We start from the raw sequence: 15,928 nt of genomic DNA on the forward strand, positions 1-15,928 counted from the left end.
GCGGTGCCCTGTATTGTTCAGTCCGTTCCCGGGCGATTAGCTCAGTGGGAGAGCGCTTCGTTCACACCGAAGAGGTCACTGGTTCGAACCCAGTATCGCCCACCGGGAGAGGCCGGTCCGTCGACGACGGACCGGCCTCACATGTTCCACCGTCAGGCCGCGGCCGCCAGCCCCGGCCGCAGTGGCCACGCGGGATCGACCGTCTCCGGTGTACCGCTGCGGGCGAACCACGCCTGGAGACCGCGTGCCTGAGCCGCGTGCCACACCGCCTGGAGCGTGTGCAGTTCCGCAGGCGACAGCCGCTCCAGCCGGGCGTTGAAACGCCGTCCCACCGCCCGCACGACCTCCAGCGCCGCCAGTGCGTCGGCCGCCGCGTCGTGCGCCCCGTCGAGCACCACCTCGTACTGCGCGCACAGGTCCGTGAGCGTCCGCCGCCCCTTGCGATAGCGGTCCAAATGCTTGTCCAGCACCCGCGGATCCAGGACGCACAGCGGTGAACGGTCCAGGTAGCGGCTCAGCGACGACGCCCGATGCCGCCTCAACTCCCGGTCCAGCAGCGTCAGATCGAACGGCGCGTTCATCACCACCAGCGGCCGGCCCGCCGCGCACTGCTCGGCCAGCGACCTGCCTATCTCCTCCATCACCGGCGCGGGCCAACGGCCGTTGCGCTGTAGGTGGTCGTCGGTGAGCCCGTGCACCTCGATGGCGCCCGGCGGCACGGGCACCCCCGGGTTCACCAGCCAGCGCGTGATCCTCGGCCGCCCACCGGGCGAATCCTGGACCACGACCGCCGCGGACACGATGCGGTCCTCCTCGACGTCCACTCCGGTTGTCTCTGTGTCAAATGCGGCCAGGGGGCCGTCATACCAGTGCGTCATCCGCGAACTCCTCGCACGTACCCGGCAGATGGCGACAACCCCTGCCCGAATCGGTGATACCCGGGCTGTTTGCACCGTACGCAGGCCGGTGACAACACAGGTGACGGGGAAGGAAATTGCCATGGCGATCGCCCAGCCCGAGCCGGGAGGGCTGTCCCCCGCAAGCGGGAGGTGCCCCCAGCAGCGGACGCCCCCGCTGCGCGGAGCACTCGCCACCACCGCCTGCATGGAGACGCTCCAGGTGGGCTATCTGCACGCCGTCGCGGCCGCGGCGGGGTGCTCGCTCTCCCAGCCGTTCCCTGACAACGGAATCGACTGGCACCTCAGCCACAGCTCGGCCGGGCACACGGTCGACGACGAAGTGACCATCAAGGTGCAGCTCAAGTGCACCTACCAGATCCCACCGCACCCGCCGGGGCCCGCGTTCTCCTTCACCCTCGACAACGACCACCTGGTGAAGCTGGCCCGCACCCCCGTCTCGGTGCACAAGATCCTGGTCGTGATGCTCGTCCCGAGGACCCAGGAGGAATGGCTGCGGGCCGGCCACGACCGGCTCGACCTGAGGCACTGCTGCTACTGGACCAACCTGGCCGGCCACGCGGTGACCGGCAGGCACCGGACCACCGTGCGCATCCCGACCTCGCGGATCTTCGACGACCGGGCGCTCTGCGAGATCATGACGCGCGTCGGGGCGGGAGGGAGACCCTGATGCACCGGCCCTTCGACGACCATGTGCGTGCGCACCCGAGCGCCACGGAGCCCCCGGGCCCCTGGCGCGGGGCGGCGGAACCCGATCCGGCGGAGGTCGACCCCGTCGTCCTCGGCGCGCTCCTGGACCGGCACGGCTGGCGCCGCCGCGGCGGCGCCGCGGGCCGCTACACACGCTGGACCCCGCCCGGACATCTGACCGGCGGCACCAGCCTGCTCGTACCGGAGAGCAAGGCCTTCCCCGACTGCGAGGATCTGCTCGGCGAGGCCATCACCGCGCTCGTCCGCAGCGCCGCGCCCTCCGCCAAGGACGTCCTCGTCGGACTCACCGTCCCCAGCGACGAGATCCGCTGGTGGCGCGACACCCCCGCGGGCGGCCCTCCGGGCACCGCCTCATGGACCGTCCAGGAACAGCTCCGCTCCGCCGCCCGGCAGATGCTGCTCGCCGGCGCGCTCGCCGCCCGCGAACGCGCCGGCTATTACGGCGGGCGCCACCGCAGGCAGGCGCAGGCACTGCTCGACGGCGTCCTCGTCGGACCGGCGCCGGGCGGCCGTTCCCTGACCGCCTTCGTGCCCGTCGACTCCGGGCGGGCACTGGCCGTACGCCTCGGTCACGCACTGCAGGCCACCAGGGAGGCCATCGACTACCAGCGGGCGACGGGAGGCACCGAGGCGTTCGACGCGGCGGTGAGGGCCGGGGTGAGCCGCGAACTCACCGAAGCGGTCATCGCCCTCGTGCGCGGCTCGGAAGGCGCCCGCGTCGCCGTCGAGTGGTCACCGGCCGCCGGGGTGCCGCAGGGCTGCGCCGCCCGCATGGAACCGGTCGAGTTCTCCCCGGGCGACCTGCCCGTGCTGCGCGCTGCCGGTGCCCGTTACCTCCAGGACGAGCCGTCCGTGCCGGTTAGGATCACCGGCACGGTGGTGCGGATGCGGCGCTCGGGACCGCGTGGCGCAGGCACCGTGCGGCTGCGGGTGCTGGCCGGCGCCGACGTCCCGCACGTGCGCGTGGCGCTCGACGAGGACGCCTACCGCACAGCCGGCGAGGCCCACCTCGTGGGACTGCCGATCCGGGTGGCGGGACGGCTGGAGAGCCGGGGCGGTTTCCGCCGGCTCAGCGACGCGTCAGGGGTGGCGCCCGTGCCGGTCGACGAGGCGGAGCGCGACCGGCTGATGAAGTCGCTCCAGGAGAATCCGGACTTCTTCGAGGAGGCGGGCGGGCAGGAGGGCGAGGGGACGCCGCCGTAACCGTTTCGCGAGTGGTCCCTCCGGCTCGGTACGATTCCGAGTGCGTACGCACTACGAATCGGGTACGCGCCCGCCTTCAGTCAGGAGAGACCGGTGTCAGACGTCCGTGTGATCATCCATCGCGATTCCGAGCGGGAAGAGCGCGTGGTGACAACGGGCACTACGGCCGCCGACCTCTTTCCCGAGCGCACCGTCGTCGCCGCCCGCGTGGGCGGGGAGCTGAAGGACCTCGCGTACGAGCCGAAGGACGGCGAGGAGGTCGAGCCCGTCGAGATCTCCTCGGAGGACGGCCTCAACATCCTGCGCCACTCCACCGCGCACGTCATGGCCCAGGCCGTTCAGGAGCTCTTCCCCGAGGCGAAGCTCGGCATCGGCCCGCCGGTCAAGGACGGCTTCTACTACGACTTCGACGTCGAGAAGCCCTTCCACCCCGATGACCTCAAGGCCATCGAGAAGAAGATGCAGGAGATCCAGAAGCGCGGCCAGCGCTTCTCGCGCCGTGTCGTCACCGACGAGGCGGCCCGCGAGGAGCTCGCCGACGAGCCGTACAAGCTGGAGCTCATCGGCCTCAAGGGCTCGGCGTCCTCGGACGACGGCGCGGACGTGGAGGTCGGCGCGGGTGAGCTGACCATCTACGACAACCTGGACGCCAAGACCGGCGAGCTGTGCTGGAAGGACCTCTGCCGCGGTCCGCACCTGCCCACGACCCGGAACATCCCGGCGTTCAAGCTGATGCGCAACGCCGCCGCGTACTGGCGCGGCAGCGAGAAGAACCCGATGCTCCAGCGCATCTACGGCACCGCCTGGCCGTCGAAGGACGAGCTCAAGGCGCACCTGGAGTTCCTCGCGGAGGCGGAGAAGCGCGACCACCGCAAGCTGGGCAACGAGCTCGATCTCTTCTCGGTCCCCGAGCAGATCGGTTCCGGCCTCGCGGTCTTCCACCCCAAGGGCGGCATCATCCGCCGGGTCATGGAGGACTACAGCCGCAAGCGGCACGAGGAGGAGGGCTACGAGTTCGTCTACACCCCCCACGCCACCAAGGGGAAGCTCTTCGAGACCTCGGGCCACCTGGACTGGTACGCCGACGGCATGTACCCGCCCATGCAGCTCGACGAGGGCGTGGACTACTACCTCAAGCCCATGAACTGCCCGATGCACAACCTGATCTTCGACGCGCGCGGGCGTTCGTACCGTGAACTGCCGCTGCGCCTCTTCGAGTTCGGGACCGTGTACCGGTACGAGAAGTCGGGCGTCGTGCACGGCCTCACCCGCGCCCGCGGTTTCACGCAGGACGACGCGCACATCTACTGCACCAAGGAGCAGATGGCGGACGAGCTCGACTCGACGCTGACCTTCGTGCTGAACCTGCTGCGCGACTACGGTCTGACCGACTTCTACCTGGAGCTGTCCACCAAGGACCCGGAGAAGTTCGTCGGCTCCGACGAGGTCTGGGAAGAGGCCACGGAGACGCTGCGGCAGGTGGCCGAGAAGCAGGGCCTCCCGCTGGTCCCGGACCCGGGCGGCGCCGCGTTCTACGGCCCGAAGATCTCCGTCCAGGCGAAGGACGCCATCGGCCGGACCTGGCAGATGTCGACGGTGCAGCTCGACTTCAACCTGCCGGAGCGCTTCGACCTGGAGTACACCGGCCCGGACGGCACCAAGCAGCGTCCAGTGATGATCCACCGCGCGCTGTTCGGGTCGATCGAGCGGTTCTTCGCCGTGCTGCTGGAGCACTACGCGGGCGCGATGCCGCCGTGGCTGGCCCCGGTGCAGGCGGTCGGCATCCCGATCGGCGACGCGCACGTCGAGTATCTGCAGGCCTTCGCGGCGGACGCCAGGAAGAAGGGCCTGCGGGTCGAGGTGGACTCCTCCTCGGACCGGATGCAGAAGAAGATCCGCAACCACCAGAAGCTGAAGGTTCCGTTCATGATCATCGTCGGTGACGACGACATGAACGCCGGCACGGTCTCCTTCCGCTACCGCGACGGCTCGCAGGAGAACGGCATCCCGCGCGAGGACGCCCTGGCGAAGATCGCCGACGTGGTGGAGCGCCGCGTCCAGGTCTGAGTCGAGCAGCGAGGGGCGGTCCTCCCTTTTATGGGGGCCGCCCCTCGCCGCATGCCGCGAGCAGCGCCGAATATGCTGGCCCGCATGACGACAGAGCAGCCGGAGCAGCAGATCGGAGTCGGGACGCCTGACGCGTTCCAGCGACTGTGGACGCCCCATCGGATGGCGTACATCCAGGGCGAGAACAAGCCCACGGGTCCCGGTTCCGGGGACGGCTGCCCGTTCTGCTCGATCCCCTCCAAGAGCGACGAGGACGGCCTGGTCATCGCCCGTGGGGAGCGCGTCTACGCCGTGCTCAACCTCTACCCGTACAACGGCGGGCACCTGATGATCGTCCCGTTCCGTCACGTCGCCGACTACACGGACCTGGACGACGGCGAGACCGCCGAACTCGCCAAGCTGACCAAGCAGGCGATGGCCGCGCTGCGCGCGGCGTCCGGCGCGCACGGGTTCAACATCGGCCTGAACCAGGGCTCCGCGGCGGGCGCCGGTATCGCCGCCCATCTGCATCAGCACATCGTGCCCCGCTGGGGCGGCGACACCAACTTCATGCCGGTCATCGGCAACACCAAGGTGCTTCCGCAGCTGCTCGGCGACACCCGCAGGATGCTCGCCGAGCACTGGCCGAAGGGCTGACGCTCAGGCGTCGTAGACGTCCGCCTTGCCGGGCGTCGGGTCCTGGACGAAGCCGCTGACGACGGTGGCGCGGTTGCCGAACTTCGAGGTGTCCACGCCGTTGTCCTCGAGGACCTTCAGCGCGGCCGTGTGCGCCACACGCAGCACGGGTGCGGCGGCGCGCATCGCGTCGTCGGCCATGAACCGGTGGCGCCACGGCTTCTCGGCCCAGGCGTGCCGCAGGCCGAAGGGCTCGGGGAGCACCAGCTTGCCGCCGAGGAAGTCGAGCAGCGGCGGATACCAGGTGAAGGGGGCCCGCACGGCGAGGCGGACGACCTCCTTGGCGTCCACCAGGGGCAGGACCCGGTCCACGGTCTCCCAGAACCGGACGGTCTTGCCGACGGTGACCGTCTTGGGCTCGGGCTTCGTGGTGAACAGCGAGTGCACGGGACCGAGTGCGTGGCCGGTGACCTCGACGCGCAGCGTCTCGTGGAGCACGGTGACGGTGATCATCATGGTGATGACCAGCTGGCCGTCCCAGAGGGTGAACTGCACGCCCAGGTAGTGGCGGTTGCCGCTGCCGAACTGCTGGTGGTTGCAGATGCGCTGTATCTCGTGGCCCTTGATCTGGAAGGTCTCGACCTCCTGGCCCTCCGGCCGGGCGACGGCTGCGGCGTTCTCGCCGACGGGGGAGACGATCCAGTGCTTGACGGAGGGGGGCGGGAAGCCGCCGGAGTTCAGCGGGCCGCGTTCCAGGAGCTTGAGCTTGTCGTGGATGGCCCGTACGACGTCCCAGCTGCGGAACTGGTTGATCTCCTTGGCGGGGTCCTGGGAGACGAGCTCCTCCGCCATCTGCCAGCTGCCCCAGCGGGTCCCCATGCCGAGTATGCCCTTGGGGCCGGCGTAGAAGACGATGTTGGACTGCTGCTCGGCGGTGAGCTTCTCCAGCCCTTGGCGGAGCTGCTCGCGGGCGGCGTCGCCGGGGTTCCCCGGTACGGCTTCCGGCACCTTGGCGCCGATGCCGCCGCCGGAGAGGAGGGCGTCCCAGCGGGCGCGCATGTCCTTGGCGGAGGACTCGCAGATGCGTTTGGCGAGGAACCAGCCGAGGACCGGTGCGACGAGCATCGCGCGGATGTAGTACGCCCAGAAGCCACCGAAGGGGAGCCGGACGAGGAAGATCACGGCGAGGATGCCGATCGCCGCCAGCAGCAGGCTGCCGAGGGCGCCCGCGCCCCTGTTCTGTGAGCCGGCGAGGGTACGGCGGAGCTGGAAGACGCCCAGCCACAGGAGCAGGCCGGGCAGGAAGAGCAGCCCGCACACGGCCGTCACGGCGGTGAGCCTGCTGTCGCGTTCGCGCCGCAGCCGGTTGGCGGCCAGGCAGTGTTCGACGACGGACTGGGGTTCGGTGCCGAAGGACTGGACGAGGGCCTTGCGGGCGCCGCCGAGCATCCGGACCTGGACGGCCCGGGAGAAGGCCTCTCCGAGGTTGGGTTCGAAGAGCGAGATCTTTCCCGGTGTCACCTCGGACTTGTGCCACTCGCTGTTGGCTTTGAGGATCTCCTTCAGCTCGGTGTCCCGGTAGGCGGCCGATGCGAGGGCGTGCGTCGCCGCGGTCTGTCCGGCCGCCCCCATGAGCGGGACCTGTGCCCCGGGCGTGAAATCGAATACGTCGTTGGCCACTACCGCCCCCATCGCCGCGTGCTTCCGCACTGCGGCCTGTTCCCAACTACCGTGCCCCGCACACCTTCTGAGCTGGGCAGCCCAGTCGGTGCGCTCAGCCTATCGAGGGTGCGGCCCTCGGTTAAGGGGGCGTCCGGCCGTCCGCCCGCCACCGGCGGCCGAGGCAGGCCGGGGGCGGGCGGCGGGGCGAAGAGGCGGGGCGTCAGGCGCCGTTCGTCCGTTCGCGGACCTTGTCGGCGACCTGCTGGGGCATCGGTTCGTGCCGGGCGTAGCGGCGGCTGAACCGGCCGGTGCCGTGGGAGATGGAGCGGAGGTCCACGGCGTATCTGCCGATCTCGAGTTCCGGCACCTCCGCGCGTACGAGGGTGCGCGAGCCGGGTGTCTGTTCCGTGCCGACGACTCTGCCGCGGCGGCCGGACAGGTCGCTCATGACCGGGCCGACGTATTCGTCGGAGACGAGTACCTGAAGTTCGGCGACCGGTTCGAGGAGGTTGATCCGGCTGTCCGCGGCGGCCTCCCGCAGGGCGAGGGCTCCCGCCGTCTGGAAGGCGGCGTCGGAGGAGTCGACGGAATGCGCCTTGCCGTCGCGCAGCGTGATCCGCACGTCGACCAGGGGATAGCCGGCGGCGACACCGCGGGCCGCCTGGGCGCGTACGCCCTTCTCCACGGAGGGGATGAACTGGCGCGGCACCGCGCCGCCGACGACCTTGTCGACGAACTCGATCCCGGAGCCCGGGGGCAGGGGATCGACGTCGATCTCGCAGATTGCGTACTGGCCGTGCCCGCCGGACTGCTTGACGTGGCGGCCCCGGCCCGCGGAGCTGTCGCTGAACGTCTCCCGGAGCGACACCTTGTACGGGACGGTGTCGACCTGCACGCCGTAACGGTTGCGGAGCCGTTCCAGGGCGACGTCGGCGTGCGCCTCGCCGAGGCACCACAGGACGACCTGGTGGGTGTCCTGGTTCTGCTCCAGCCGCATCGTCGGATCCTCCGCGACGAGGCGGGAGAGCCCCTGGGAGAGTTTGTCCTCGTCCGCCTTGCTGTGGGCCTGGATGGCGAGGGGGAGCAGCGGGTCGGGCATGGCCCACGGCTCCATCAGGAGCGGCCGGTCCTTGGCGGAGAGTGTGTCGCCGGTCTCCGCACGGGACAGCTTCGCGACGCAGGCCATGTCCCCGGCGATGGCGTGGGGGAGGGGGCGCTGCTGCTTGCCGAAGGGGGCGGACAGGGCACCGACGCGTTCGTCGACGTCATGGTCCTCATGTCCGCGGTCGGCGAGTCCGTGCCCCGACACATGGACCGTGTCGTCGGGCCGAAGTGTCCCGGAGAAGACGCGGACGAGCGATATCCGGCCCACGTAGGGGTCGGACGCGGTCTTGACGACCTCGGCCACGAGCGGGCCGTTCGGATCGCAGGTGATCTGCGGGCCCGGTGCGCCGTCGGGAGTGGTGACCGTCGGCGGTTCGGGTTCGAGGGGTGTGGGGAAGCCGCCGGTGATCAGGTCCAGCAGTTCGACGGTGCCGAGGCCCTTCTTCGCGCCGTTCACGGCGGGTGCGGCGGCCAGGACCGGATGGAAGGTGCCGCGTGCGACGGCCTTCTCCAGGTCGTCGATGAGCGTCTTGAGGTCGATCTCCTCGCCGCCGAGGTAGCGGTCCATGAGGGTCTCGTCCTCGCTCTCGGCGATGATCCCTTCGATGAGGCGGCCGCGGGCCTCCTCGATCAACGGCGCCTGCTCGGCGTCCGGCGGGTTCTCCTTCCGCTCGCCGGACGAGTAGTCGAAGATCTTCTGCGTGAGCAGGCCGACCAGGCCGGTTACGGGCGCGTGCCCGTCCGTGTGCTGGGGTCCGTACTGCGGCAGGTACAGCGGCAGCACGGCGTCGGGGTCGTCGCCCCCGAAGATCCCGGCGCAGACGGCGGTGAGTTCGTCGAAGTCCGTGCGTGCGGTCTCCAGGTGTGTCACGACGATCGCGCGTGGCATGCCGACCGCGGCGCACTCCTCCCAGACCATGCGGGTCGCGCCCGCCACGGCGTCCGCCTCCTGCGCGGCCGAGACGACGAAGAGGGCCGCGTCCGCGGCACGCAGACCGGCCCGCAGCTCGCCGACGAAGTCGGCGTACCCGGGGGTGTCCAGCAGGTTGATCTTGCACCCGCCCCATTCGAGGGGAACGAGCGAGAGCTGTACGGAGCGTTGCTGACGGTGTTCGATCTCGTCGTGGTCGGAGACGGTCGTACCGTCCTCGACGCGGCCGGCCCGGTTGACCGCTCCCGCGGTCTGCGCCAGCGCCTCCACGAGGGTCGTCTTGCCTGATCCGCTGTGGCCGACCAGCACCACATTCCGTACGGATGCGGGGCGGTCGGCCGTTACTGCTCTGCCGGCGGCCCCGGGGTGGTGTGCATGCGCCTTGTCGCCCATGATCTTGCCTCCCGATCGATTCACGCTCGACTGCACGGTGAGGGAAGGAAGCCGCGGGCGGCGGGGGAGCCATGAAGGCGTCCCGAAGGGCGTCCGGGGCAGCTCCGGCGTTGCCCGCGGTGGTCTTTCGAGCTTTCCACTCCCGTCACTGTGCGTCCATACGTCCGACGCCGCCTCCCGGGACGGGTGCGCGGCGCTGCGCCCGGACGGTCGTGGCTACGATGGGCCAGCCGGTGGCCGTAGGGGCCACGCGGCCCACCGAACCCTCGGGAAGGCCATGCTGAACAAGTACGCGCGTGCATTCTTCACGCGTGTCCTCACACCGTTCGCCGCGTTTCTGCTCCGCCGCGGGGTCAGCCCCGACGCGGTGACTCTCATCGGCACGGCCGGAGTGATGGCGGGAGCACTGGTCTTCTTCCCCGCGGGGAGTTCTTCTGGGGCACGATCGTCATCACACTGTTCGTCTTCTCCGACCTGGTCGACGGCAACATGGCGCGCCAGGCGGGGGTTTCGAGCCGGTGGGGCGCCTTCCTCGACTCGACGCTGGACCGGGTCGCCGACGGGGCGATCTTCGGCGGCTTCGCGCTCTGGTACGCCGGCCTCGGCGACGACAACGTGCTGTGCGCGGTGGCCATCTTCTGCCTCGCCAGCGGCCAGGTGGTCTCGTACACCAAGGCACGCGGAGAATCGATCGGCCTCCCCGTGGCCGTCAACGGGCTCGTGGAGCGCGCCGAGCGACTCGTGATCTCGCTGGTCGCGGCGGGCCTCGCGGGCCTCCACGGCTTCGGCGTCCCCGGCATCGACATCCTGCTGCCGATCGCGCTGTGGATCGTCGCCGTGGGCAGCCTCGTGACGCTCGGGCAGCGGGTCGTCACCGTACGGCGCGAGTCGGCAGAGGCCGACGCAGCGGCGGCACAGGGAAGCGGGGCCGAGGCGTCATGATGCGGGACAGGCTGACGGACGCCCTCTACGGGCTCGGCTGGAGCGCCGTCAAGAAGATGCCGGAACCGATGGCCGCCCGCCTCGGCCGCACCATCGCGGACACCGCGTGGAAGCGGCGCGGCAAGGGCGTGCTGCGGCTCGAGGCCAACCTCGCGAGGGTCGTGTCCGACGCCACCCCCGAGCGGCTCAAGGCGCTGTCCCAGGCCGGTATGCGCTCGTACATGCGCTACTGGATGGAGTCGTTCCGCCTGCCGACCTGGAGCAGGGAACGCGTCGAACGCAATGTCGCGATCCAGGACGTGCACCACCTGACCGACGGCCTCGCCTCCGGCCGCGGCGTGATCCTGGCGCTGCCGCACCTGGCCAACTGGGACCTCGCCGGAGTGTGGGTGACCAGAACCCTCGGCGTGCCCTTCACCACGGTCGCCGAACGCCTGCGGCCCGAGTCGCTGTACGACCGGTTCGTCGCCTACCGCGAGAGCCTCGGCATGGAGGTCCTTCCGCACTCGGGAGGCGCGGCCTTCGGCACCCTCGCACGCCGGCTGCGCGCCGGCGGCCTGGTGTGCCTGGTCGCCGACCGCGACCTGTCGGCCTCCGGGATCGAGGTCAAGTACTTCGGCGAGACGGCACGCATGCCGGCCGGACCTGCGCTGCTCGCGCAGCAGACCGGGGCGCTGCTGCTGCCCGTGACCCTCTGGTACGGCGAGGAGCCCGTCATGCACGGGCGGGTCCACGCTCCCGTCGACGTACCGGAGACAGGTACGCGCGCCGAGAAGACGTCCTCCATGACACAGGCGCTGGCCGACGCCTACGCCACCGGCATCGCCGAACACCCGGAGGACTGGCACATGTTGCAACGGCTGTGGCTCGCGGACCTCGAGGAGCGCCGGGCGTGAAGATCGGCATCGTCTGCCCGTACTCGTGGGACGTACCCGGCGGTGTGCAGTTCCACATCCGCGACCTCGCCGAGCATCTGATCCGGCTCGGCCACGACGTGTCCGTGCTCGCCCCCGCCGACGACGAGACCCCGCTGCCGCCGTACGTCGTCTCGGCCGGACGGGCCGTACCCGTCCCGTACAACGGTTCCGTGGCGCGGCTGAACTTCGGGTTCCTCTCCGCGGCCCGGGTACGCCGCTGGCTGCACGACGGCACCTTCGACGTGATCCACATCCACGAGCCCGCGTCGCCCTCACTCGGGCTGCTCTCGTGCTGGGCGGCCCAAGGCCCCATCGTGGCCACGTTCCACACATCCAACCCGCGCTCCCGTGCCATGATCGCCGCGTATCCGATCCTCCAGCCGGCGCTGGAGAAGATCAGCGCGCGCATCGCCGTCAGCGAGTACGCGCGGCGGACGCTCGTCGAGCACCTCGGCGGCGACGCCGTCGTCATCCCGAACGGCGTCGACGTCGGCTTCTTCGAGAAGGCCGAGCCGAAGAAGGAATGGCAAGGGAACACGATCGGCTTCATCGGCCGCATCGACGAACCCCGCAAGGGGCTGCCGGTCCTGATGAAGGCGCTCCCCACGATCCTGGAACAGTGCCCCGGCACACGGCTGTTGGTCGCCGGACGCGGCGACGAGGAAGAGGCCGTCGCGACCCTGCCGGCCGCCATGCGCTCCCAGGTCGAATTCCTCGGCATGATCAGCGACGAGGACAAGGCGCGGCTGCTGCGCAGCGTCGACGTGTACGTGGCGCCCAACACCGGCGGCGAGAGCTTCGGCATCATCCTCGTCGAGGCGATGTCGGCGGGCGCGCCGGTGCTCGCCGCCGATCTCGACGCGTTCGCTCAGGTACTCGACCAGGGCGCCGCCGGCGGGCTCTTCGCCAACGAGGACGCGGACGCGCTGGCGGCCGCGGCGGTCGCGCTGCTGCGCGACCCGGAGCGGCGGGCGGAACTCCGTGAGCGGGGCAGCGCGCACGTGCGGCGGTTCGACTGGTCGACGGTCGGCGCGGACATCCTCGCGGTGTACGAAACCGTGACGGACGGGGCGGCGTCGGTGGCGACGGACGAACGCACGGGGCTCCGGGCGCGGTTCGGGCTGGCGGCCCGGGACTGAACGATCTGGGGGCGGGGCCCGATGTCGTCGCCCCTGCGGGGTGTAGCTCGGTCCGGTCGCGTGTCGCCCCTACGGGCCGGCCCTGGTCCGGTTGTGTGTCGCCTCCTCGGCGGGTGGCGCCGGGCACGTGGTGGTGTGGGCCCGCAGGCGTGGCCGGCATGGGGGTGTGTCGCCGCTGCGGGCGCGGGCGCGGGCCGGGCCGGTGCGTGTCGCCCCTGCGGTCCGTTGCGTGGGGCCCTGGCGGGGCGTGGTCTGGTCCTGGTGCGTGCGCCCCTGCGGCTGGGCCCGGTCGGGCCCCGGTGTGTGGCGCCCCTACGGGCCGGGCCTGGTCCGGCGGCGTGGCGCCCGTGCGAGGCGGGGCTGGCTCGGGGCGCCCCTTGCGGGGCGTGGCTGCGCCGGTGGTGGGTGCCGGTGGCCGGGGCCTCCGGAGGGGGTGTCCGGAATGGCTGTCCTCACCGCGCTGCGCGCGAGTTGCGACGCTTTACTTCCGGACACCCCCTCCTACGACCCGGCCCCCCTCCCGCCGGTGGGGCCTCGGGCCGGTGGCCGACTTCACACGGGGCGACGGTTCGGCCTTGGGGCGGATGCAGCTCGGTGGGACCGCCCGTGGGGTGCCCGCCGGTGTCCGTTCCGGGGCGGCCCCTGAGCTCGGCAGGTGTCCGTTCCCGGCGGGCGTGCTGCTGGGGCGGGCGGCAGGGGACTTTCGCGGCGCGAAGCTGCCGTCCTAGGGGTGTGGGGGCGCCAGCCCCCACCAACTTCCCCTCGCCGGGGAGGGGCCGGGTGCGTCAGCCCCCTGGGGTCCGGGGCTTGCCCCGGTTCGGGAAGGGGCGGGGTGGGGAAGGGCTCCCGCGCAGCGGCACAGGGCCGGGTCGCGCATGGGGTGTTCAGGGGCGTCAGGCCTCCATCGAAACCCCTTCCCCTCACCGGGGAGGGGCCGGAGGCGTCAGCACCCATGGGTTCCGGGGCTTGTCCCCACGCGGCGGAGTCGCACATCGATACAGCGGGTGGGTCGGGAGAGGCCGCGCAAGCGGCACGGGGTCGGGGGCGGCAGCCCCCGGGGCGTTCGGGGGTGGAGCCGCCGGAAGGGGGAAGGGGCGGGCAGCGGTAGCCTTGCCGCCCGTGAGCACCCTGATCTGGATCGTCGTGGCCCTCGTCGCCATCGGCATGTACCTCAGCTGGACCGCCGGGCGGCTCGACCGGCTGCACGCGCGGATCGACGCGGCCCGTGCAGCGCTCGACGCCCAGCTCCTGCGGCGGGCCTCCGTCGCGCAGGAGCTTGCGACCGCCGGCGTGCTCGATCCCGCCGCGTCGATCGTGCTCTACGAGGCCGCCCACGAGGCCCGTCAGGCCGAGGAGGAGCACCGTGAGGTCGCCGAGAGCGAGTTGAGTGCCGCGCTGCGTGCCGTGTTCGGCGCGCAGGAGCAGGTCGAGGCCGTGCGTCAGGTGCCGGGCGGTGAGGAAGCCGCCGGGGAGCTCGCGCAGGCGGTGCGCCGGGTGCCGATGGCGCGTCGTTTCCACAACGACTCCGTGCGTGCGGCGCGTGCGCTGCGACGGCACCGGACGGTCCGCTGGTTCCGGCTGGCGGGCCACGCCCCGTTCCCGCTGGCCTTCGAAATGGATGATGAACCGCCCGCAGCGCTGGCGGACCGGCCCACCTGACAGGCGAAAACGATCCACCGGCTCTCCATTGGCCCTTGCAGTGGACTGGTCGGTGGATGTTCCATCGGGGACGCATCGCAACGTCGTCATCGAGTGAGGTCCCCGTGTCCACCAGCCCCCTCCCGCAGACTGCTGACTCTTCGGCGATCGGCACCTCTCGCGTCAAGCGCGGCATGGCCGAGCAGCTCAAGGGCGGCGTGATCATGGACGTGGTCAACGCCGAGCAGGCGAAGATCGCCGAGGATGCCGGCGCCGTCGCCGTCATGGCCCTGGAGCGCGTGCCCGCCGACATCCGCAAGGACGGTGGCGTGGCGCGGATGTCCGACCCGAACATGATCGAGGAGATCATCGACGCGGTCTCCATCCCGGTCATGGCCAAGTCCCGTATCGGCCACTTCGTCGAGGCGCAGGTCCTCCAGTCGCTCGGTGTCGACTACATCGACGAGTCCGAGGTGCTGACCCCGGCCGACGAGGTCAACCACAGCGACAAGTGGGCGTTCACCACGCCGTTCGTGTGCGGTGCCACCAACCTCGGTGAGGCCCTGCGCCGTATCGCCGAGGGCGCGGCCATGATCCGCTCCAAGGGCGAGGCCGGCACCGGAAACGTCGTCGAGGCCGTCCGCCACCTGCGCCAGATCAAGAACGAGATCGCCAAGCTGCGCGGCTTCGACAACAACGAGCTGTACGCCGCCGCCAAGGAGCTCCGCGCCCCGTACGAGCTGGTCAAGGAGGTCTCCGAGCTGGGCAAGCTGCCGGTCGTGCTGTTCTCCGCCGGCGGTGTGGCCACCCCCGCGGACGCCGCGCTGATGCGCCAGCTCGGCGCCGAGGGCGTCTTCGTCGGCTCGGGCATCTTCAAGTCGGGCGACCCGGCCAAGCGCGCCGCGGCCATCGTGAAGGCCACCACCTTCTACGACGACCCGAAGATCATCGCGGACGCGTCCCGCAACCTGGGCGAGGCCATGGTCGGCATCAACTGCGACACCCTGCCCGAGACCGAGCGCTACGCCAACCGGGGCTGGTGATGACCACTCCCGTGATCGGTGTCCTGGCGCTCCAGGGCGACGTACGGGAGCACCTGATCGCCCTGGCCGCGGCCGATGCCGTGGCCAGGCCGGTCCGGCGCCCCGAGGAGCTGGCGGAGATCGACGCCCTGGTGATCCCGGGCGGCGAGTCCACCACCATCTCCAAGTTGGCCGTGCTGTTCGGTCTGATGGAGCCGCTGCGCGAGCGACTGCGGGCGGGCATGCCGGTCTACGGCACCTGCGCCGGTCTGATCATGCTCGCCGACAAGATCCTCGACCCGCGGTCGGGCCAGGAGACGTTCGGCGGCATCGACATGATCGTCCGCCGCAACGCCTTCGGGCGGCAGAACGAGTCCTTCGAGGCCGCCGTCGCGCTCGAGGGAGTGGAGGGCGCCCCGGTCGAGGGCGTCTTCATCCGCGCCCCCTGGGTCGAGTCGGTCGGCGCGGAGGTCGAGGTGCTGGCGGAGCACGACGGGCACATCGTCGCCGTACGCCAGGGCAACGCGCTGGCGACGTCCTTCCACCCCGAACTGACGGGCGACCACCGGGTGCACGCGCTTTTCGTGGACATGGTGCGCGATACCGCCTGACGGGATCCCGGTAGGATCTCTCGGGTTCGTTCAGTAAAGGGTTACGCGAAGGAGAC

The 15,928-nt window shown here is 70.9% G+C and carries 12 protein-coding genes, 1 tRNA gene and 1 pseudogene; 11 read left to right on the forward strand and 3 right to left on the reverse strand.

Annotated features, from left to right (window positions below; all coding sequences use genetic code 11):
• The first annotated feature begins 30 nt into the window (after positions 1-30).
• Positions 31-102: transfer RNA gene (locus tag GLX30_RS29010), tRNA-Val, on the forward strand.
• A 50-nt stretch (positions 103-152) separates the two neighbouring features.
• Here the strand turns inward: GLX30_RS29010 and GLX30_RS29015 are convergent.
• A complete protein-coding gene (locus tag GLX30_RS29015) occupies positions 153-878 on the reverse strand; it encodes a 3'-5' exonuclease (protein WP_159693792.1) in 726 nt (241 codons plus the stop codon).
• A gap of 121 nt (positions 879-999) precedes the next feature.
• On the opposite strand from GLX30_RS29015, the gene GLX30_RS29020 reads away from it, so the two are divergent.
• The 4 genes from GLX30_RS29020 (at position 1,000) to GLX30_RS29035 (ending at position 5,534) form a co-directional block, all read left to right on the forward strand.
• On the forward strand, positions 1,000-1,587 hold the full coding sequence (locus tag GLX30_RS29020; protein WP_159693793.1) for a DUF4365 domain-containing protein: 588 nt from the start codon (positions 1,000-1,002) through the stop codon (positions 1,585-1,587).
• Complete coding sequence (locus GLX30_RS29025) at positions 1,587-2,831, forward strand: hypothetical protein (protein ID WP_244258308.1); 1,245 nt, start codon at positions 1,587-1,589, stop codon at positions 2,829-2,831. Before GLX30_RS29020 ends, GLX30_RS29025 begins: the two co-directional genes overlap by 1 nt.
• A 93-nt stretch (positions 2,832-2,924) precedes the next feature.
• Positions 2,925-4,898, forward strand: coding sequence for a threonine--tRNA ligase (thrS, locus tag GLX30_RS29030; RefSeq protein ID WP_159693794.1), 1,974 nt, complete (start codon positions 2,925-2,927; stop codon positions 4,896-4,898).
• A 72-nt stretch (positions 4,899-4,970) separates the two neighbouring features.
• Positions 4,971-5,534, forward strand: a complete 564-nt coding sequence (locus GLX30_RS29035) for an HIT domain-containing protein (protein WP_159693795.1) — start codon at positions 4,971-4,973, stop codon at positions 5,532-5,534.
• Between the two features lie 3 nt (positions 5,535-5,537).
• On the opposite strand, the gene GLX30_RS29040 is transcribed toward GLX30_RS29035, so the two are convergent.
• Positions 5,538-7,193, reverse strand: coding sequence for a hypothetical protein (locus GLX30_RS29040; protein WP_159693796.1), 1,656 nt, complete (start codon positions 7,191-7,193; stop codon positions 5,538-5,540).
• Positions 7,194-7,395: 202 nt separating this feature from the next.
• Positions 7,396-9,603 (reverse strand): elongation factor G-like protein EF-G2, encoded by a 2,208-nt coding sequence (locus GLX30_RS29045; protein WP_159695309.1) that lies wholly within the window; start codon positions 9,601-9,603, stop codon positions 7,396-7,398.
• Between the two features lie 277 nt (positions 9,604-9,880).
• On the opposite strand from GLX30_RS29045, the pseudogene pgsA reads away from it, so the two are divergent.
• The 6 genes and pseudogenes from pgsA (at position 9,881) to pdxT (ending at position 15,872) form a co-directional block, all read left to right on the forward strand.
• A pseudogene (gene pgsA, locus GLX30_RS29050) lies at positions 9,881-10,545 on the forward strand (phosphatidylinositol phosphate synthase).
• Entirely contained in the window at positions 10,545-11,441 is an 897-nt protein-coding gene (locus GLX30_RS29055; protein ID WP_159695310.1) for a phosphatidylinositol mannoside acyltransferase, read from the forward strand. The pseudogene pgsA and the gene GLX30_RS29055 overlap by 1 nt, the downstream one beginning before the upstream one ends.
• Positions 11,438-12,601 (forward strand): glycosyltransferase family 4 protein, encoded by a 1,164-nt coding sequence (locus GLX30_RS29060; protein ID WP_159693797.1) that lies wholly within the window; start codon positions 11,438-11,440, stop codon positions 12,599-12,601. The genes GLX30_RS29055 and GLX30_RS29060 overlap by 4 nt, the downstream gene beginning before the upstream one ends.
• A 1,164-nt stretch (positions 12,602-13,765) precedes the next feature.
• Positions 13,766-14,260: a hypothetical protein gene (locus GLX30_RS29065; RefSeq protein ID WP_159695311.1), complete on the forward strand. Its 495-nt coding sequence runs from the start codon at positions 13,766-13,768 to the stop codon at positions 14,258-14,260.
• A 104-nt stretch (positions 14,261-14,364) separates the two neighbouring features.
• Positions 14,365-15,282, forward strand: coding sequence for a pyridoxal 5'-phosphate synthase lyase subunit PdxS (pdxS, locus tag GLX30_RS29070; RefSeq protein ID WP_005319758.1), 918 nt, complete (start codon positions 14,365-14,367; stop codon positions 15,280-15,282).
• Positions 15,282-15,872, forward strand: a complete 591-nt coding sequence (gene pdxT, locus GLX30_RS29075; protein WP_159693798.1) for a pyridoxal 5'-phosphate synthase glutaminase subunit PdxT — start codon at positions 15,282-15,284, stop codon at positions 15,870-15,872. The genes pdxS and pdxT overlap by 1 nt, the downstream gene beginning before the upstream one ends.
• Positions 15,873-15,928: the final 56 nt, after the last annotated feature.

Source organism: Streptomyces sp. Tu 2975, from assembly GCF_009832925.1.
In the GTDB taxonomy this organism is placed as follows: Bacteria; Actinomycetota; Actinomycetes; order Streptomycetales; family Streptomycetaceae; genus Streptomyces.